This window comes from Myroides odoratimimus (genome assembly GCF_038039805.1).
GTDB classification, from domain to species: Bacteria; Bacteroidota; Bacteroidia; order Flavobacteriales; family Flavobacteriaceae; genus Flavobacterium; species Flavobacterium odoratimimum_B.
Genome location: NZ_JBBPHK010000021.1, coordinates 22727 through 40874, shown reverse-complemented (window position 1 = coordinate 40874; position 18148 = coordinate 22727). Strand labels below are relative to the sequence as shown.

The 18148-nt window shown below is 31.2% G+C and carries 22 protein-coding genes; 11 read left to right on the top strand and 11 right to left on the bottom strand.

Features of this window, described 5'->3' with window-relative positions; translation table 11 throughout:
• The first annotated feature begins 101 nt into the window (after positions 1-101).
• Positions 102-272, top strand: coding sequence for a hypothetical protein (locus AABL85_RS14165; RefSeq protein ID WP_006260376.1), 171 nt, complete (start codon positions 102-104; stop codon positions 270-272).
• A 122-nt stretch (positions 273-394) separates the two neighbouring features.
• Here AABL85_RS14165 and AABL85_RS14160 read toward each other — a convergent pair whose 3' ends face one another.
• The 3 genes from AABL85_RS14160 to AABL85_RS14150 all read right to left on the bottom strand — a co-directional run bounded on the left by AABL85_RS14160 (position 395) and on the right by AABL85_RS14150 (position 2688).
• Positions 395-799, bottom strand: a complete 405-nt coding sequence (locus tag AABL85_RS14160; protein WP_341310550.1) for a hypothetical protein — start codon at positions 797-799, stop codon at positions 395-397.
• A 96-nt stretch (positions 800-895) separates the two neighbouring features.
• Positions 896-2122 carry an aspartyl protease family protein gene (locus AABL85_RS14155; RefSeq protein ID WP_341310549.1) on the bottom strand — a complete coding sequence of 409 codons (1227 nt, stop codon included), beginning with the start codon at positions 2120-2122 and terminating at the stop codon, positions 896-898.
• Positions 2123-2286: 164 nt separating this feature from the next.
• On the bottom strand, positions 2287-2688 hold the full coding sequence (locus AABL85_RS14150) for a RidA family protein (protein WP_341310548.1): 402 nt from the start codon (positions 2686-2688) through the stop codon (positions 2287-2289).
• A 304-nt stretch (positions 2689-2992) separates the two neighbouring features.
• On the opposite strand from AABL85_RS14150, the gene AABL85_RS14145 reads away from it, so the two are divergent.
• Positions 2993-3238 carry a VF530 family protein gene (locus tag AABL85_RS14145; RefSeq protein WP_286386104.1) on the top strand — a complete coding sequence of 82 codons (246 nt, stop codon included), beginning with the start codon at positions 2993-2995 and terminating at the stop codon, positions 3236-3238.
• A 46-nt stretch (positions 3239-3284) separates the two neighbouring features.
• On the opposite strand, the gene AABL85_RS14140 is transcribed toward AABL85_RS14145, so the two are convergent.
• Positions 3285-3770 (bottom strand): ECF-type sigma factor, encoded by a 486-nt coding sequence (locus AABL85_RS14140; protein WP_341310547.1) that lies wholly within the window; start codon positions 3768-3770, stop codon positions 3285-3287.
• Between the two features lie 416 nt (positions 3771-4186).
• On the opposite strand from AABL85_RS14140, the gene AABL85_RS14135 reads away from it, so the two are divergent.
• The 7 genes from AABL85_RS14135 to AABL85_RS14105 all read left to right on the top strand — a co-directional run bounded on the left by AABL85_RS14135 (position 4187) and on the right by AABL85_RS14105 (position 10809).
• Complete coding sequence (locus tag AABL85_RS14135; RefSeq protein ID WP_341310546.1) at positions 4187-5371, top strand: calcium:proton antiporter; 1185 nt, start codon at positions 4187-4189, stop codon at positions 5369-5371.
• Between the two features lie 471 nt (positions 5372-5842).
• The gene (locus AABL85_RS14130; protein WP_341310545.1) at positions 5843-6685 is read left to right on the top strand and encodes a substrate-binding domain-containing protein; all 843 of its coding nucleotides are present in this window, start codon (positions 5843-5845) and stop codon (positions 6683-6685) included.
• A 1-nt stretch (position 6686) separates the two neighbouring features.
• Positions 6687-7577, top strand: a complete 891-nt coding sequence (gene pstC / locus AABL85_RS14125; RefSeq protein WP_341310544.1) for a phosphate ABC transporter permease subunit PstC — start codon at positions 6687-6689, stop codon at positions 7575-7577.
• Positions 7567-8424, top strand: a complete 858-nt coding sequence (gene pstA, locus AABL85_RS14120) for a phosphate ABC transporter permease PstA (protein WP_341310543.1) — start codon at positions 7567-7569, stop codon at positions 8422-8424. The genes pstC and pstA overlap by 11 nt, the downstream gene beginning before the upstream one ends.
• Positions 8414-9160: a phosphate ABC transporter ATP-binding protein PstB gene (gene pstB, locus AABL85_RS14115; RefSeq protein ID WP_341310542.1), complete on the top strand. Its 747-nt coding sequence runs from the start codon at positions 8414-8416 to the stop codon at positions 9158-9160. The genes pstA and pstB overlap by 11 nt, the downstream gene beginning before the upstream one ends.
• Positions 9161-9314: 154 nt before the next feature.
• A complete protein-coding gene (locus tag AABL85_RS14110; protein WP_341310541.1) occupies positions 9315-9737 on the top strand; it encodes a DUF1801 domain-containing protein in 423 nt (140 codons plus the stop codon).
• A 523-nt stretch (positions 9738-10260) separates the two neighbouring features.
• Complete coding sequence (locus AABL85_RS14105; RefSeq protein ID WP_341310540.1) at positions 10261-10809, top strand: GNAT family protein; 549 nt, start codon at positions 10261-10263, stop codon at positions 10807-10809.
• Positions 10810-10812: 3 nt separating this feature from the next.
• Here AABL85_RS14105 and AABL85_RS14100 read toward each other — a convergent pair whose 3' ends face one another.
• Together AABL85_RS14100 and AABL85_RS14095 are read right to left on the bottom strand one after the other, a co-directional pair.
• Positions 10813-12024, bottom strand: a complete 1212-nt coding sequence (locus tag AABL85_RS14100) for a hypothetical protein (RefSeq protein WP_341310539.1) — start codon at positions 12022-12024, stop codon at positions 10813-10815.
• A gap of 7 nt (positions 12025-12031) precedes the next feature.
• Complete coding sequence (locus tag AABL85_RS14095) at positions 12032-12901, bottom strand: alpha/beta hydrolase (protein WP_341310538.1); 870 nt, start codon at positions 12899-12901, stop codon at positions 12032-12034.
• A gap of 85 nt (positions 12902-12986) precedes the next feature.
• Here AABL85_RS14095 and AABL85_RS14090 point away from each other — a divergent pair, with 85 nt between their 5' ends.
• Positions 12987-13673, top strand: a complete 687-nt coding sequence (locus AABL85_RS14090; RefSeq protein WP_341310537.1) for a CPBP family intramembrane glutamic endopeptidase — start codon at positions 12987-12989, stop codon at positions 13671-13673.
• Here AABL85_RS14090 and AABL85_RS14085 read toward each other — a convergent pair.
• The gene (locus tag AABL85_RS14085; protein WP_341310536.1) at positions 13668-14225 is read right to left on the bottom strand and encodes a lipocalin family protein; all 558 of its coding nucleotides are present in this window, start codon (positions 14223-14225) and stop codon (positions 13668-13670) included. The genes AABL85_RS14090 and AABL85_RS14085 overlap by 6 nt on opposite strands.
• 219 nt (positions 14226-14444) lie before the next feature.
• Between AABL85_RS14085 and AABL85_RS14080 the strand changes: the two genes are divergently transcribed.
• Entirely contained in the window at positions 14445-15443 is a 999-nt protein-coding gene (locus AABL85_RS14080; protein ID WP_341310535.1) for an OmpA family protein, read from the top strand.
• Positions 15444-15563: 120 nt separating this feature from the next.
• Here AABL85_RS14080 and AABL85_RS14075 read toward each other — a convergent pair whose 3' ends face one another.
• The 4 genes from AABL85_RS14075 to AABL85_RS14060 form a co-directional block, all read right to left on the bottom strand.
• Positions 15564-16130, bottom strand: coding sequence for a hypothetical protein (locus tag AABL85_RS14075; RefSeq protein WP_341310534.1), 567 nt, complete (start codon positions 16128-16130; stop codon positions 15564-15566).
• 18 nt (positions 16131-16148) lie between these two features.
• On the bottom strand, positions 16149-17195 hold the full coding sequence (locus tag AABL85_RS14070; RefSeq protein WP_341310533.1) for a DUF3137 domain-containing protein: 1047 nt from the start codon (positions 17193-17195) through the stop codon (positions 16149-16151).
• Entirely contained in the window at positions 17195-17734 is a 540-nt protein-coding gene (locus AABL85_RS14065; protein WP_341310532.1) for a LemA family protein, read from the bottom strand. Before AABL85_RS14065 ends, AABL85_RS14070 begins: the two co-directional genes overlap by 1 nt.
• Positions 17735-17967: 233 nt before the next feature.
• Positions 17968-18105, bottom strand: a complete 138-nt coding sequence (locus AABL85_RS14060; protein WP_341310531.1) for a hypothetical protein — start codon at positions 18103-18105, stop codon at positions 17968-17970.
• Positions 18106-18148 lie beyond the last annotated feature (43 nt).

The following is an 18148-nucleotide window of genomic DNA, read 5'->3' as shown; positions in this document are numbered from 1 at the left end:
TCTTGCTTTTAGAGGTGATTTTTATTGTCTATTTAGCTAAAAAAAGAAGAGCAATACTCTTCTTTTCTTCTTAATTTTGCTTTCAAACTAAAAGAGAACACATGAAAGTTAAAGACAAAGTAGTCGATATAGAAACGAATGAAGAGTACATTATCAAAGATATTATAGAGAAAAATAAGTTTATACCTGAGGACTTATACAAGCTTATTTCTGTAACTACGAAGAAAGAAATTCAAGTTTTTAAAAGTACTTTTGAAACTAGTTTTAAATAGTCTTCAAAAGGTATTTAGCACTTTTATAAACCAAAAAATCCTACAAACGTTATTGGTCTGTAGGATTTTTTATGGACTATAAAAACAACCTCAAGTGACTTACTAGATATTAAATCTAATTGTTACTTATTTACTATTAGTAATTTTTCATTTGCTAATACTAAAGCCTCTTCTGCAGTTGAGACTACAAAAAGTTCGTGCCCCCAATACTTAAAGAAGATTTCTTTAAAGTCTATCGCTACTTGGCGTTTTTCTTCATTAGGTTCTACCTGTATCATGGCTAATACATTATTGCGTAGTTCCTCTCTATTCTTTTTCATCCACAGGTTCATCTTCTTCATGTGATCCTTGTTACTCTTAGTGTCCTTTACATCAGGTGCACTCACCTCATTAATCATAACAAATTTCTTCCCTGTTTTTAGTAATGCTTCGTAGTCATTAAAATACTGATCTTGATCATGCCCTTCATTGACAGATTGAATAATTACTTTTACTATAGGGAAGTGCTTTGCATCTAATTGACTCATAAATTTTATTTTTTGTAAAGGACTCCTTTTATGGTCAAATGAAAAATGGACATTCAAAAGAAAGAGATGGATTATTCGAAGTACTTTGTTTATTTACTATTTCTTTGTATGAGTTAATAATGATTCTCTTTCTATAACCACCTCTATAATAGTTCCATTATCTCTTATTATAGATATTTCTTGCTTTTTTACTCTAGGTCCTGTTGATATTTCACACCATTGATTATCAGTAATGAATGTATAATCTCTATCGTTTATTCTAAGTATTCGATCCCCTTTCTGAAGACCTGCTCTATCTGCAGGACTATTTTTATACAAGCTACTAATATATACTTTATTCTCTTTTAGCATTATACCATAACCATGACCTTCAAAATCAGATGTTTTTTCACCTTCCTTTTGCGGAATAAAATATATACTTTTTCCTTTCCAATCCATAATCACTTTATATTCAGATAATTTACCAACACCAATAGCTCTCGTCCTCAATCCAAGGTCAATAACATTATTTTTAATCTCTAAATTTCCTATTCTAAAGCTTTCAATTGGAATATTATAAAAATGAGGAGTCATTACATCACCATAAATACCTACTGTAGACATCCCACTACCATAAGCATACCTTACATCTGGATATTTTTCTATAATCTTATTAAATAAGGAATAATCTAATGAAATGCTTCCACCATAACCGTAATCAATAGTATTATTATATATTTTTATTTTTCCAATAAATGACGTAACACTGGGTACTCCTCCATAGCCAATATACATTTTAGACTTAGCTGTATTCTTTGGGATATCTAAGTTTGTAATATTGTCAGTAAATGTTATTTCTTTTTTTTGATAATCAATCTCCCAGATAGCCTTTCTAAATACATTAGCTCCTAAAAAACCGTCAAATTTCATACATTTAAAGTCTACAACTTTATTATGATCTAGAATTACAGCTCCTACATTCATAAAATTGACTCCTCCTAAAGTCAATGTATCTAATTTAACATAGTCTAACTCTTGTGAATTGATATCAATATCTAATACCTTGACTTTATTGATACTTTTTAAATTAAGCTTTTGAGCTACAGAAGGAATAAACGCAGTAACAGCTCCTGTATCAAATAACATTATATACTCCTCTCCGTCTATAATAGGCTTAACTATAATATGTTTTCCTATTGTTTCGAATTTAATAGTTGTTTTAAAATTACTTTCTTGAAGTACAGTACTATTCATTAATCGTGTAATACTTTGTCCATAAGAAAAGTACATACCAAATAAAAATAGTACAACACATAAAGAAATGATTCTAATATAAAATTTCATAATAAAGGTAAATAATACAATTTGATATTAATAAGTACTAAACAAACGGTATCCTTGGTCTTTAAATTGTATACTATACACAGATATCTCTTTTAAAATGAATTAACAGGAAAAATATATTTAACAAAAGTCCCTTAAGAATACTTTTCTTAAGGGACTTTGTATTACACTTTAGCTGCCCAAATCTCGATTTCTAAATCAATCTCAGGAAGTCCTAAAGCTGAAATATAAGCTACAGTCATAGACGGATTTCCACTTTTAAAGAACTCCCTCCATACGCTATCAAAATAATCCCAATCAATCTCTTTAGTTGCCCAGATATTGACTTTAATAATATTCGCTTCTGCTAATTCTTGACTTTTTAACAAAGAAGCAATATTGCTAAACGTATTGTCTACTTGTTGATTAAAGTCGATTGGTATTACACCATTACCGTCAGTACCTATCTGTCCAGAGAAAGTATAAATCATCGCATTCTTAGGTACAATAGTGATATGTGAATAATTTCCTACTGGTCTTGATAAAGTTGTTGGAGTAATTCTAACTACTTTTTGAATGTCTTGCATAGTTTTATTATTTAATATTCTAGTGCAAAACTAGACTAGGAGTTACAAGTAAAATTGTATAAAACCGACAAGTCTATTTTTTTTTCTTCTTAATCCTATATAAACTTAATGATTATTCTTAAACTAGTTCTGAAATTACTTACTAAACAATATATTAAATGTTTGTATCTATACTACATCCATTAATTACTTCATCTTGTCGTTGAGCAACAATTGAAATATTATCTAATAAATTGCTTAAGATAAGTTTCTCCTTAATAATATCGATACAAAATCAATTATCTTTGTTTAAAATTTACGATATATGCAAGTATCAAAAGATCCATTACACGGAAAGAAATTAGTAGATATTCTAGAAGAATTAGTAGAATACTATAACGGATTCGAAGAGTTAGGCAATCAGATTAACATCAGATGTTTTACTCATGATCCAAGTATTAACTCTTCTTTAAAATTCTTACGAAAAACACCTTGGGCAAGAGATAAAGTCGAAAGCCTTTACTTATATGTTCTACGTCAAAAGGCAAAACAACAAAAATCAAAAGAATAGATTTTGTTTATATTTCTGTTTTTTTAATAGTTTAATTTATTATGATTTACTCTTTACTAAATAGTGCAGAGTAATCATCTTCATATTTTTTCTTTAATTGCTGTTTCGCTTTTTTAACTGCATCAATAGTTACTCCTAGAATATTTGCAGTTTCTTGATTCGTCAATCCCATTTTTTGCAACAATACAATGCGTAGATTAGATTCGGTCAAATCAGGAAACTGAGTAATAATTTCATTAAAATAAACTGCCTGTTCTGCTCTAGATGTTTCTTTAAACAAAACCCAATTCTCCTCAGTCATCAGATGAGAACGAAGTAATTCTTCAATAGCAGGACGCTTTTCCTTAAAGATCTCCTTAGAAGAGTGAGAAGCCTTATTTAACTCATCTTCTAATTTTGCTATTTGTGCAGTTTTTTCACTCAGATATACTTGATAAGATGCTAATGATGCTTTCGTTTCTTTTGCCAATTCATAATAATATATTGCTTGATATAAGCTATCTAATTGAGAATATATTATTCCTAGCCCCATAAAATAGCACTATTATTTATCGTCACCTTTTCCCCTTCTTCTAAAGCTTTTTTGTAATAAATAAATTATAATAATTATTTATTACTCAATAAAAACATAAATGGTTTTAAAATGTATTTTATATCCACAACATACAAATACCGACCTCTGCTCTCTTTCAACCTCTCACTTTTAACCCAGATTAAGCGATAGACATATAAACAAAGCAATTATGCAAATTAGCTCTGAATTTAAGAAAAAGCATACTGTAGTATGGTTTTAGAAGAAATGAAAGAGATATGAAGTAGAATTGCTTTGCAGTATTTGGCTAATGCTTAATCTAGGTTTAACATAGCAACTCCTTTTTTTTATCAAATGATAAATTATTAAATTTATAGAGATGATAATTTTGACCTGTTAAAAAAAAGAGATTGATTATGAAACAAGACAATGTAAACAAAGGGTTATCCTTAGCGAGTATTTTTCCAACAAAAACAAGAATTCGATTAGCTGTAGTATGGCTAATCGTCATCTTATTTATGTTATTCGGAAGTTCTATTACTGGAGTGAGCCTATCCCCTCTATTGGCTACTAGTATTTTCTTAATCTTACTGTTTACGATAGTTGGAGCAGCTTTTGGTGTTGTAAAAGAGGCGGATGAACTCGCTCATAAATTAGGTGAACCTTTCGGAACATTGATTCTTACACTTTCGATTGTATCTATAGAAGTCATCTTAATCTCTGCAATGATGTTAGGCCCAGGAGAGAATCCGACTATTGGAAAGGATTCGATCTTCTCTGTAATGATGATCATTATGAATCTAGTAATAGGACTGTGTATTCTATTAGGTGGACTAAAGTATGGTGAACAAGAGTACAATGCACAGGGAACGATGTCTTACTTGGCCATGATCATCATGTTAGGAGGTATAGGATTAATGTTGCCTAATTTTATTCAAGGTGCTGGCGGAGGTATGTTTAGTGATATACAGGCTATCGTCTTGGCTGTTTTTATTATTATTCTTTATGCTGTGTTCCTATTTTTCCAAATGAAAGGGTATAAACACTTATATGTACAGCCGCTGCAAGGCTCTATGGAAATACCTTTTAAAGATAGAACTATAGCCAATGTACAGTCAGCTGAGGAAGTACAATCAAAAGGTGAAAAATCAGAAATATGGATACGTTCTATTATCCTAATCGGGATGATACTACCTATCGTATTATTATCTCATAATATGGCTGTAGTAGTAGATTACGGGATTAAAGCCGCTAACCTCCCTACTCTATTAGGAGGTGTATTAGTTGCCATCATCGTGTTTACCCCAGAGTCAATGACTGCTGTAAAAGCAGCTTTAAACAATGAGTTTCAGCGTGCGATTAACTTATGTCATGGTGCATTCGTTTCTACAGTAGGACTCACTGTGCCTTCTGTACTAATTATTGGTTTAATTACAGGCAAAACAGTATTATTTGGGATGAATAGTACAGAGACTATCCTATTCGTGATAACCTTATTATTAAGTCTAATGACTTTCTTAGGTAAGCGTACAACCCCTATTATGGGTATTATGCACCTAATGTTATTTGCTGTATTTACACTGCTTATTTTCTATCCATAATAGGGCATTTCTTGTCAAAAAGCATTGATAAAACTTAACCGAGAGATCCACATTCATTATTTCGAACAAGGGTATTACTTATTTTACTCAAAGCTCTCTTTGTGTATGTAAAGAGAGCTTTGAGTAAAATAAGATGAGACAACATACATACGACTTTATCAATTCTTCGTTTGTATATAAATAACAGCTGCTCTTACTTTACTAATGTTTAACTTCCTTAGAATATTAACCTTGTGATAACATTAAAAAGTCTAATCAATAGTGTAATTTGATTGCTAAAAATGAGAAAATCACTAAAAAAATATAAACTTTAAATATTCACTTGGCTCATTAATAAGAGATAACTTATTTTTTATTATATCTATTGTATTTTTAATAAATCCCCTCCCTTAACCCTTTGATAACATAGCAGTAACTTATACATCACAATCACGTAGGTACTTTGTCTCAATGAAAAAACACTATTTATCTATGAGAAAAAGTATAGTTATTTTTTCTTCTTTATTATTACTTTCGTGTGGAGATAAGGATCATTCTATCAAGATGAAAGGTTCTGACACAGAAGTAAATTTAGCAGTAAACCTAGCAGAGAAATACACTCTAATAGATTCTGACTTCAGTATTGCTATTTCTGGTGGCGGTTCAGGAATTGGTATTACTTCTTTACTAAATGGTCAAGCTGATATCGCTAATTCTTCTCGCCCTTTATCAGACAAAGAAATTGCACAATTCGAAAACAAAAATATAAAACTTCGTACCGTCATATTTGCTGAAGATGCTACTGCGTTTGTAGTACATAAAGATCTACCTATAGAGGAAATAGATTTAGAAACTTTAGGCAAAATCATGAAGGGAGAGATTACCAATTGGAAAGAACTAACTTCTGTAAATCTGCCTATTAACATCTATGGTCGTCAGAGTAGCTCAGGTACTCACTCATTTATTAAGAAAAAACTAAAAATAGAGTTTTCTAATGCAGCTAAAGAAATGACAGGAAATGCTCAAATCTTAGAAGGTATTAAAACGGACAAATCTGGGATAGGCTATGTAGGTGCAGGTTATATCTCACATGAGACAGCTACTAGTCCTACTGTTAAGATACTGAGTATTAAAGAAACTCCTACTTCACAAGCTTATTCTCCTATAGACTCCAATGCCATCAATAACAGTCTGTACTTCTTCCAGAGACCACTGTATCAGTTTATCTTAGAAGATTCTTGGAAAAAGGTAAAGCCCTTTATTGATTTTGAAAATAGTGAGTTAGGAAAGCAATTGATCAAAGAACACGGTTATTATATAATAGAACGACCATAATATGAAATATAACGTTAGAATAGGATTGGATGTTACATTTAAGTACATCTTTAAAGCAACTGGTCTTTTAGTACTTTGTTTATTAGGAGGAATATTAGCCATGCTAATATATAATTCTATTTCCTTCTTTATGGATGTAAAGCCCCTTGACTTTATCACTGGGATGGAATGGAACCCTACAGCAAAGAACCCAGTCTATGGAATGCTACCACTTATTTTAAGTACAACAATAGTAACTATAGGAGCTATGCTGATCGCTATACCTTTAGGAATAGGTACAGCTGCTTTTATCTCTGAATATGCTGGTACACGACTAAAGAATATTTTAAAACCAGCTATAGAGATGTTAGCTGCAGTTCCTTCAGTAGTTATTGGTTTCTTAGGAATTGTAGTAGTAAGCCCAGGCTTAGCCGATATGGCAGGGCTTCCTAATGGTCTTAATGCTCTAAATGGTGCTATCTTACTAGCGATAATGGCATTACCTACCATTATTACGATTGCAGAAGATGCCATACATGCAGTACCAAAAACATATAAAGAAGCAAGTTATGGCGTAGGAGCTACCAAATGGCAGACTCTTCGCAAAGTAATCCTTCCAGCAGCCGCTCCAGGCATTATCTCTGCAGTCATGTTAGGTGTAGGTAGAGCCATCGGAGAGACCATGACTGTACTTATGGCGACAGGTAATGCTGCTTTAATTCCTACAGGATTCTTTGACTCTGTAAAAACCATGACAGCGACAATCGCTATAGAAATGGGAGAAGTTCCTTATCAAACAACACACTACTATGGACTATATGCTCTAGCGACTGTCTTATTCTTCATGACACTTATTGCAAACCTAGTAGGAGAATATTTTATAAATAGACTAAGAAAATACCATGCAGTATAATAAACTAAAACTATCCTCTATCGTAGAATGGGGAACATTAGTAGGAACCACTCTTATCGTATGCTTTTTCCTTGTTGTAATCATCCTAGAGATTGTGACAAAAGGAATGGGAAGTTTATCTTGGGAGTTTATCTCTACTATTCCTAAGGAAGGAATGACTAAAGGAGGTATTCTTACACCGATTATAGGTACAGTGCTTATTACCCTTATTACTGCTTTATTCAGTATTCCATTTGGCGTATTCTGTGCGATCTACTTAAATGAATATGCAGAAAACAATTGGCTAACTAGAACCATTAGAGCTGCTATTCGTAATTTATCAGGTGTACCCTCTATTATCTATGGCTTATTCGGATTGGCCTTATTTGTTCAGACGTTATCTTTAGGCACTTCTTTACTAGCTGCAGGATTAACATTAGGGTTATTATCCCTTCCATATATCATAACCACTACAGAGGAAGCATTAATGCAAATACCCAACAGTACTCGTGAGGCAGCGCTAGCAGTAGGAGCTACTAAATTTGAGACTATTAAAGATGTTGTTATTCCTTCTGCGGTACCAGGTATTCTAACAGGTGTAGTATTGACTCTGTCTAGAGCTGCTGGTGAGACAGCTCCTATCTTGTTCACAGGAGCTGCATTTTATATCAGTGATACGAATGGATACTTAAACCAAGAATTTATGGCTCTGCCTTATCACTTATATATGCTATCGACACAACATCAGTCAATAGAAGAAGTAAGACCTATTGCTTATGGAACAGCATTAGTGTTAATTATCGTAGTGTTCCTATTAAACTTAAGCGCATTTTATATCCGTTATAAATTCAGAAAAAATGAAAACTAAATTATCTGCTGAGAACTTAAATATTAGCTTTGGAAGCAAACAAGTTTTAAAAAATGTAAGTGTAGAATTTGAAGAAAATAAAATAACTGCCCTTATCGGGCCTTCTGGATGTGGTAAGAGTACTTTACTAAGAAGTTTTAACCGTATGCACGACTTAGTTCCCTATGCTAAAATAAATGGTTCTATCAAATTAGAAGATATGGATATCTATTCTAAAACCATACCTGTAACGGAGATTAGAAAGCGCATCGGGATGGTGTTTCAAAAAGCGAATCCTTTTCCGAAGAGTATCTATGACAATATCGCTTATGGCCTAAAGATTAATAATCTACCTCATGATAAGAGTGTAATCGAAAAAGCATTGACAGAAGCCTTTCTTTGGGATGAAGTAAAAGATGATTTAAGGATGCCTGCTCATCGCTTATCAGGCGGACAACAGCAGCGCCTTTGTATTGCAAGAGCTGTAGCTCTTCGCCCGGAAGTAATCTTAATGGACGAACCGTGTTCTGCTCTTGATCCTGTAAGTACAATTAAAATAGAAGAACTAATTCTTCATTTAAAAGAGAAATATACTATCGCTATCGTCACACATAATATGCAACAAGCACAGCGTATCGCTGATCAAACTTACTTTATGTATCTAGGTGAAGTAAAAGAAAGCGGTTTGACACAAGATATCTTTGAGAATCCTAAACACGAAATGACTAAGAATTATATCAACGGTGTTTTCGGATAACAAATAAAAATACCAAGTAGACCACTTACCTACTTCGTCATCGATAAGTCAGACTTATCGGTATAAAAACGGATACCTTATTAGGCTATCCGTTTTTTTGTCCCTTGTATATGATAAAATTGATTACCTTCAATAGTTGTAAATAGCTTTCAATATGGCAAAAACAAAAACAGTATATACAGAACAAGATGTCTATGAGTTTATAGACTCTTATGTAGAAAATAAACAAAAGAAAGAAGATTCTCTAGAATTGATTAGATTATTTCAACATTGGTCTGGTTGTCAGCCAAGAATGTGGGGTTCTACGATTATAGGTTTTGGCAATTATCATTATAAATATGCAAGTGGGTATGAAGGCGATACTCCTATTTTAGGATTCTCTCCGCGCAAAGATAAATTTTCTCTCTACGTCTTCTCTGATACCGAGAAAAGTAGATTAGCCTTAACAGAATTAGGAAAGTACAAGATGGGGAAAGCATGTATTTATATAAGCAAAATAGCAGATATTAACTTAGCCGCTTTAGAGATTTTGTGCAATGAATCTATTCATTTTGTAAAACAGCATTATGGGCATTAATTACCTGAGGATGCAGTAAATAACCTTATTTAACGTAAGGTAAATATAAGAATATAAATAGGTAAAATAGTTATAAAGTATTAATTTACAACATTTAATATCCAAAAAAAAGATCTATGTTATTTAATGATAAAATTACTTAAATCAATGATGATACTGATATATACATAAAAGTATATTAGAATGTTTTAGGATAAGGCTAAGCTTGCACTTATTTGAGGATTACTAGGGCTTTTCTTGGAGTTTCCTTGCCTAGAGGGCATCTTTGTCGAAGAATGGAGCAAGAAATCCTCAAGCAATCTCCTAGCACATCGTTACAAACCAAAAGAAAGTTAGCAATAAGTATGAGTAAGCATGAATCTATTTAATTATTAAATGTCACGTAAAACATAGAGTAGACAAAGCCTTAAATGAACACTATTCAAAAAATCATTGATGAGAATAGACTCTACTTGATTAGGATAAAAAGCTTTTGAGCCTCTTCATATTATTATCAAATTTATATACTATATTCCCTTACTATATGATATCCGATTCTATACATATCACGCTTAAAAACAATAACACTGTTACGATACGTAAAGCGACATCTGCAGATGCTGCACAAATACTAAATTTAATTCAACTGTATCTAGATAATGCTGAGTATATTCCTATTAACAGTAGTGATTTTAATAAAACTGTAGAGGAAATAGAAGCTTGGATACAAAAATTAAACAATGCGAATAATTCTGTAATGTTAGTAGCAGAACACAATGGAAAACTTATAGGTAATTTAGATCTTACAGGACATCATAGAAAAGCATTACAACATACGGCTGTGCTAGGAATGGGAGTTTTGTTAGAATGGAGAAATACAGGGCTAGGAACAGCATTATTAAAAAAGGCTATAGATTGGGCTAAAAGGAATACTATTCTTGAGATACTTACATTAGAGGTATATACAGAGAATATAGCAGGCATCGCTCTATACCGAAAACAAGGGTTTAAAGAGGTAGACACTATACCTAACTTTATTAGGGACAATGATAGGTACTATGATAATATGAGTATGTGGATGGCGTTGAGGTAGATACTATTCAGACTTTTTATTTAACCATTTATTCATTTGTTGGATCATTGTAGAGTAATCTACACAATCATAAGTCCTAAAGGATTCCCAATCTTCTAATTCATCTTCTATGGCATAGTGTTCTCCTTCTTCATAAACACCTGTAATAATCTGTCTTTGTATCAATTTTTTTGCAAATTGTTTATCTACTATTCTAGGTAGACCACGTGTACAACTAAATTGATAAAAAGGTTTATAAAAAATTATTCCATCTAATCTGTCTTGATACAAGACTTTATCATCATCACCATAAGGATAATCAAAGTGAGTTTGTCCAAAAGGAGTTCCTTTTAGAGTAAAACCAATAGGTTTATTTCCTGTCAATTCAAAAGCAGCATCCCATTTACCATCATTAGATAATTCTATTTTGTGCCCTTTACCTACTTTAGGGTTTTTATATTCTTCGGACTCATAATTATACCAGTTCAAAGCTACTGCCTTTACTTGATGCTTATATTTTTCTTTTAAATAACCTCCAACAGTCTTTATCTTAAGATTACCAATGATATCATCTATTTTCTCAGCATGAGGTCTATTCTGTATATATAAAGCTTTTTTATGTCCATTAATTGGACGTTGCTTTTCATATAACTCTATAAAGTTATAAGCCATAATACTATCTCGTGTATTCAACTTAGATAAATACTTACGTTCAAAATTTAAATACTTCTCTCTCGTCATTCCTTCCCATTCAAAAGCACAATCTGTAAAACCTATGGTTATCTTCTCTTGAGTAGATAAATCTTTATTTATATCATAGATACCTTTTAGATATTTAATCATATTAAACTTATCCCACAGAGCATTATAATCAAGTTCTCTATATAATAAAACGAACTCCTTTTCGAACTCCTCTTGTTTATTATAATCTCCTTTAACAACGATGTTTCCCCTATTTGTTTGATTAACTACACCTACTTCTGTATATACATGACTGATTTCATTAATAAATCTATTATCCTTTAATATCTCTAGAATCAAATCGTACTGTGTAGACTCTCTATGGTCACGTTCGCCTAGAATAACAATATCATTAGTTTTAAACAGCTCAAAAATATAATCTTTAGGAGACTGTTTTTGCTCTTCTAAGAATTCATAATACTCCTGTACTGTATATTGTGCAGAACAAACAAATGGCAAGAAGAATAAGATGATATAAATTAATTGTCTTCTCATTCTGATACTATTTATTGTATAATATTTTAAGTGTTTTACTCATAGATGCGCCAATTACAGAAGTATGAGTCTCTTCTTCAAAAACTTTAGTTATAATGAAACTGTCTTTTATTTTGTATTGTTTTAAAGCATCTATAAACAAATTAGTACACGAGATAATAACTTCTGGTTCTAAACTACCATAAGATAAGAACACTCGTTTATCTCTTCCAACCAAAGAGTTTTTAACAGCAGAAATCATTTCGTTATTATTCCAAAATAATGAAGCGCTATTTATTCCAAAATGATTAAACAGGTCTGAAGCATTAAGTAAACAATATGCTGCAAATAATCCACCTACTGAATGCCCTGTGATGCCTCTATCCTTAGAAGTCTTATAGTGATTATCAATGTATGGAACAATATCTTGTCTTAAACATTGTAAGAACTTACTAGCACCTCCTGTTGTTACTTCAGATATCTCTAAGCCAAGTCCTGTAGCCACCTCTTCATCTACGTTCAAATCATTAGAGGGAGTATAATCTATCATTCTATTTTTAAACCAAGCGGGTGTAGACTGATCTTTATCACCAATTGCAACTATGATAACATCCTTAATCTCTTGACTAAAATCAAGTAATTTATGCATAGAAGAAATCATAGGAAAAGAATAATATGCATCTAATACATACAAAACGGGATAAACAACATCTGCTTTCTCGTTATAACTAGAGGGCAAAGAAACATATAATTGATATTCGTGATTATTAATACTAGAATGTACGATATGTCCATTCATAGTTAATTGATCATTAGTACTATATTGTCCAAAGCTATCTATACTACTAAATAATAGACAGAATAATAAAAAACAAATCCTCATATTAAAAAGTGACATACAATTATTTCATTTACATTACTTTACATACAAAACTATCTTTATCTTAGTAAATATAATGAAAAACACTACTAACTAAACAATTATGATGAAGATACAGAATAAACTTATCTATCCGATTCTACTATACTGTTTACTATATACTGTTATTACAGCTACCTATTTTTCTTTAAGCTTTATAGGTAATACAGAGTATCAATCAGTACTAGCCTCTGTTCCTTTAATTATTCTAAGTATCCTTTTTATCAAGAAACATACATTACCTATTCGCGTTTCTTTAAAACTAAATACAGATAGCAAGTCTAAGAGAAATCTAATCAAATACACTAGTTTGTTTGCTGTTATTTTTTTGGTAGTCAATAGTCTGCAGATATTTTTATCTGATTCATCTGATATACGCTATGATTACTTAGAACAGATTGGGTTCTTTATTCTGATATGCTTTCCAATAAAAGCCTTAGGTGAAGAAGTCTTATACAGAGGGTTAATCCAAAACTACATTGACAAATACATCAAACCTTCTACTAAAAATATCAGCCCAGGTAACATCATCACTGCTGTATTAATGACTATTGCGCACTTAGGTTTCTTTTATATTATGCCGTTACCTAATGCCATATTAGCTTTTATACTAGTATTCGTTGTTTCACTATTCTTTGGGTATATCTCTAAAATTACCAATCGTAACATCTTATACTGTACTATAATCCATATATTCTTAAACTATATCCATGTAGCTGTACAATGTTTTTACATTCTACTCTTCTTATAGTTTTAGATAAGGATTATTATCCTTATCATGTTCTACCCATATAAGCTTGCTAGTATCATATCCAACTTCTTTTGCTATTTCTAAATACTTCACTTTCAGATCTTCAGGAAAAGTTTTTTCTCTAGATAGAATCCATAAATAGTCAAGATTCTTCCCTGCGATTAAGGCATATTTATAATCTTCGTCTAAAGCAATGACATTATAGCCAGAATAAAAGGGACCAAAGAAGCTTACTTTTAATGCTGCTGTTTCTTTATCTTCTCTAAATTTTGCCACTCCTTTTGCTACAGACCACTCCTTCTCTACATAGTTGTATCCACTATTAAGAACCTCAACATTACCGTCTTTATCTAGGCTGTATTGAGCTGAAGTATTGTTCAAATCTTTTTCAAATCGAAAGTCAAAACGGGCTATCTCATACCATGTGCCCAAATAACGGTCAACATCAAAATTAGTAACTGCTGTAGCTTTCTCTGGAATATCACTATTATTACATGATATTAAGAATGCTCCACAAAAAAATAATAAACTGAAACGAATAAAGTAATTCATAATTAGTACAACTTGAGTTTTATCAAAAGTAAAAAAATTACTTTTAATATCGCTTTTATTATTTAGAATTATTTTAAACAATAGCTTTTTTTTAGATTAAAATGTATCTGCAATATTAAGTTTTTATTCCTTTTTTAAATTTATTATCCTATCTATCATTTTTTTACCGATTTTTGGATTGTCATTAAATAACAACAAACAAATCAAAAAACGCAAAACATGAAAAAAATCACACTTTTATTAGCAATGGCATTAATCGTAATGTCTTGTAATCAAAAGAACAAAGAAGAGAATCAACCTGAAATAATAACTGAACAAACTTCAACAAATTCTGAAGAGATACAAACGCCTAAAGCTGAGTTTAATATTGAAGATATAGCCTATAGCAAAGCTGAAATAGGTACTTTTCCTTTCTTTACCTTACCTAAAGGATTAAAAGAAATGAACAAATCACTTCATAAAAACTTTGATGTATGTTACTTTCCTATTAATGGAGTAATGACTCCTATTGAGGGGAAACTGTATAAAACTAATATAACTGCAGCAGCAGGAGAAGAGTTTTCTCAACGCTATTTTGAAAAAAGCTTAGAGGATTATTTAAATTCTATAGGAGCAGTTAAGATTTTTGAAGGAGAAATTACACAAGAAGAATATGAACGTTATAACAAACAAGATCCTAATAAAGGAGATGAAGGAGATATCGGATATACTGGAGAATTAATTAAGCATTATATTATCCGTACACATAACCATGGAAACGTTTATATCCAGTACACTGCTAATAATGCAGGTGGTAAGCTTAATATCTTACAAGAAGAAGCTTTGCAACAAACAATTACTAAAATTACAGCAGATGAAATAGTAAAAGATCTAACAGAGAAAGGTAAATCTATCTTATACATCAACTTTGACATCGATAAGTCTACACTTACTCAAGATGGTGAAAAAACAGTTGACGAAATAGCAGTAGCTTTACAGAAAGATTCTTCTTTAAAAATTTCAATTGAAGGACATACAGATAATACAGGAGAAGCTTCTCACAACAAAAAACTGTCTACTGATAGAGCTAATGCAGTAATGAATGCTCTAATCAAACAAGGTATCGCTAAAGAGAAGCTATCAGCGAAAGGTTTGGGCGCAGATAACCCTCTAGTTGCTAATGACTCTGACGACAATAAGGCTAAAAACAGAAGGGTAGAATTAATTCGAGTAAAATAGTATAATTAAGTACATAATAGTAGCAAAACTATACTATACAAGGAAAAACAATTGTCTTATATTATAGAGAAAGCCTGTTTTAATTAAAAACAGGCTTTCTCTATATTATATCTTAGATATTTAGAACTTTTTCATGCTCTTAAACAACCCATACACTTGAGAGTATTCAGGTTCTTTTATGACTTTTACTTCTGCCACTCCCTCTAAACGTGCTGAGGTTACATAACGGAGTAATAATAGATAAATTTCTTTTCCTTCTTTATCCACATTTATTTCTAACTGCATAGGTCTATCATCTGCTGTATCTTCATCTGCTAATCCTGCCCAATCATTACTATTATACATATTAATAATATGCATATCATCAGGTCCAAATGGTTCAGTACCTCGTTCAGGATGGGCAAACTTCACCATTCCTCCCATAGATACAACCTTTCCTCCACTGTTTTTATTATACACATCTACACCTCCTAAAAAAGTATATCCTGCAGCAAACAACAGCCCTACAATCGCTGCTCCACGTACTAACCATCCCTCCATAATAATACTAGGATAGATAATTAAAACAATAAAGCCTATTGTAAAAATACCTCCTATTACTTTTTTTACAATATTTGTTCGTTCCTCAAACTTTTCTGGTTGAGCTCTATAAAATTCAAACAATACATCTGGATACTTTTCTTTCATATTTTTTATATTTAATTATTATACATTACTTAACTCAGACATAATAGTCTGGGACATACAAACATTATTATAAAAACTATGCACACTATTCCCATCTATTATTTTTTTATTATCTAACCCCAAAAGCCCCTCAGGTAAATTTACAGCAGCATAAAATTGATTAAATGCATAAGACAACATTATATCTCTTCCATATTTGTTTTTGAGTTCAACTATTTTTCTCATACGAGCTGGTGTTAAAATATATCTAGCTAAAATATCATCACTTGCATACACAGAAAATTCATATTCAAAATCTACATTTTCCATTTTAACTAAATTTATTCCATTTCTATTCTTTAACTTTTGAATATTTTCTGCCAAATAATCGATCTGTTTTTCTAATCGATCCGGTACAATTATTACTATCCCTTCTATATTTTTATTTAAAGGTACTGTACTAAACATTCCCCTAAAATCTGTAGTAATGTCCTCAATTCTCTTAGCAAATATTCCTCGTATCATATAGATAATAACTATCAAAAAAACTCCTATTGATGATTTTGATAACCAGTATACCCATCGACTATTTGTAATACTTATATCATTAATTACTATTCGTTGATTATTTTGAATAGTTTGCAATGCTCCTAATGAATATGCTGTAATTTTATCACGTTCTACATTACCAAATAATCCACTTAACATTAATCGAGAGATAGAAAATTTACCTTTATCTAAACTATATGTTGCGGTTGGAAAAATAACCTTTATAATACTTTGAAGGGCTTCTTGTTCTGTTTGGATATATTTTGAATAATAATAACTAGTTCCTGCTGAACCAATAGTAATCAAAACAAATAATGGAATAATCATATAAAGTATAGTCATATTATCTATTTGACTAAACCATTCACTATAAGTATAAGCTAGGATATTAGTTCCAATAAAAACGCCTAAAAAATATAGGATACTTCCTCCATAAGACAATATTCTGAATAAGTTTAAAACCTTAGTTCTTTCCTTTATCCGTGAGAATTTATTTTGTAATTCCTCTTCTAATTTATCTATTTCACTTGCTTCCATTACTTTCTAAATAAAGCTTTTACATCGACATTTTGTGCTTCTTCTTCACTTATTGTAATTAATTCTGCCACTTCATAATTCTTAGAAGAAGCTATGATAGAGGAAGGAAACATTTCTACATAATTATTATAGTTTATCACAGCGGCATTAAATGATCTACGGGCAGCCTGTATTTGAAGCTCCATTTCTTCCAAAGTATCTAGTAATTTCATAAATTGACTATCAGCTTTAAGATCTGGATATCGTTCTGAGAGTAATTTTATAGAAGGTAAATTTAGTGATGTAGTCTCATCTTTATCACTCGTATTACTTCTTAATTTAGTAACATTTAATAGTGTTTCACTTTCATGATCAACATATTTTTCAATAGACGCTACTATATTAGGGATTAGACTACTTCTCTGTTTTAGCATAACAGATATAGCACTTTCAGATTCTCTTATCCTATTTTTTTTATTAACAAATGCATTAAGTGTAGTAATCCACCATAAAAGAAGAGCACCTACAAAAACAAGAGGAATAACGTAGTATACAACCATAATTCATATCATAAATTTATGATATAAAACAAAATTATTCACACCATAAACATTAGTTCATTGCAAATATAAAAATACTTTTGATTTTTTTTAACAAAAAAAATCAAAAGTATTAAAAAACAAATATATCGCGATGAGTAGAAATAAAAAAAGCCTATATCAATAGTAATCCCTTTGATATAGGCTTTATATTTTATGTCCAAATAACTATTTCTTATTAGCCATTTGGTTCACTATTTCTTATTAGCCATTTGGTTCACTATTTCTTTTAGAAGTCCTTTTCGCTTAACAGCTGCTTCCTGTTCTTTCTTCTTCTTTTTATCTATTTTATCCTTGACAGCCTTTCTATTGGCAGGTGTATTTCTTCCCATTGTTATCTGTATTACTATATACTCTAGTGCAAAGTTATCATAC

Coding starts and splice junctions, on each gene's coding strand:
- AABL85_RS14165 (WP_006260376.1), top strand. CDS start 102: ATGAAAGTTAAAGACAAAGTAGTCGATATAGAAACGAATGAAGAGTAC.
- AABL85_RS14160 (WP_341310550.1), bottom strand. CDS start 799: ATGAGTCAATTAGATGCAAAGCACTTCCCTATAGTAAAAGTAATTATT.
- AABL85_RS14155 (WP_341310549.1), bottom strand. CDS start 2,122: ATGAAATTTTATATTAGAATCATTTCTTTATGTGTTGTACTATTTTTA.
- AABL85_RS14150 (WP_341310548.1), bottom strand. CDS start 2,688: ATGCAAGACATTCAAAAAGTAGTTAGAATTACTCCAACAACTTTATCA.
- AABL85_RS14145 (WP_286386104.1), top strand. CDS start 2,993: ATGCAAGTATCAAAAGATCCATTACACGGAAAGAAATTAGTAGATATT.
- AABL85_RS14140 (WP_341310547.1), bottom strand. CDS start 3,770: ATGGGGCTAGGAATAATATATTCTCAATTAGATAGCTTATATCAAGCA.
- AABL85_RS14135 (WP_341310546.1), top strand. CDS start 4,187: ATGAAACAAGACAATGTAAACAAAGGGTTATCCTTAGCGAGTATTTTT.
- AABL85_RS14130 (WP_341310545.1), top strand. CDS start 5,843: ATGAGAAAAAGTATAGTTATTTTTTCTTCTTTATTATTACTTTCGTGT.
- pstC (WP_341310544.1), top strand. CDS start 6,687: ATGAAATATAACGTTAGAATAGGATTGGATGTTACATTTAAGTACATC.
- pstA (WP_341310543.1), top strand. CDS start 7,567: ATGCAGTATAATAAACTAAAACTATCCTCTATCGTAGAATGGGGAACA.
- pstB (WP_341310542.1), top strand. CDS start 8,414: ATGAAAACTAAATTATCTGCTGAGAACTTAAATATTAGCTTTGGAAGC.
- AABL85_RS14110 (WP_341310541.1), top strand. CDS start 9,315: ATGGCAAAAACAAAAACAGTATATACAGAACAAGATGTCTATGAGTTT.
- AABL85_RS14105 (WP_341310540.1), top strand. CDS start 10,261: ATGATATCCGATTCTATACATATCACGCTTAAAAACAATAACACTGTT.
- AABL85_RS14100 (WP_341310539.1), bottom strand. CDS start 12,024: ATGAGAAGACAATTAATTTATATCATCTTATTCTTCTTGCCATTTGTT.
- AABL85_RS14095 (WP_341310538.1), bottom strand. CDS start 12,901: ATGTCACTTTTTAATATGAGGATTTGTTTTTTATTATTCTGTCTATTA.
- AABL85_RS14090 (WP_341310537.1), top strand. CDS start 12,987: ATGATGAAGATACAGAATAAACTTATCTATCCGATTCTACTATACTGT.
- AABL85_RS14085 (WP_341310536.1), bottom strand. CDS start 14,225: ATGAATTACTTTATTCGTTTCAGTTTATTATTTTTTTGTGGAGCATTC.
- AABL85_RS14080 (WP_341310535.1), top strand. CDS start 14,445: ATGAAAAAAATCACACTTTTATTAGCAATGGCATTAATCGTAATGTCT.
- AABL85_RS14075 (WP_341310534.1), bottom strand. CDS start 16,130: ATGAAAGAAAAGTATCCAGATGTATTGTTTGAATTTTATAGAGCTCAA.
- AABL85_RS14070 (WP_341310533.1), bottom strand. CDS start 17,195: ATGGAAGCAAGTGAAATAGATAAATTAGAAGAGGAATTACAAAATAAA.
- AABL85_RS14065 (WP_341310532.1), bottom strand. CDS start 17,734: ATGGTTGTATACTACGTTATTCCTCTTGTTTTTGTAGGTGCTCTTCTT.
- AABL85_RS14060 (WP_341310531.1), bottom strand. CDS start 18,105: ATGGGAAGAAATACACCTGCCAATAGAAAGGCTGTCAAGGATAAAATA.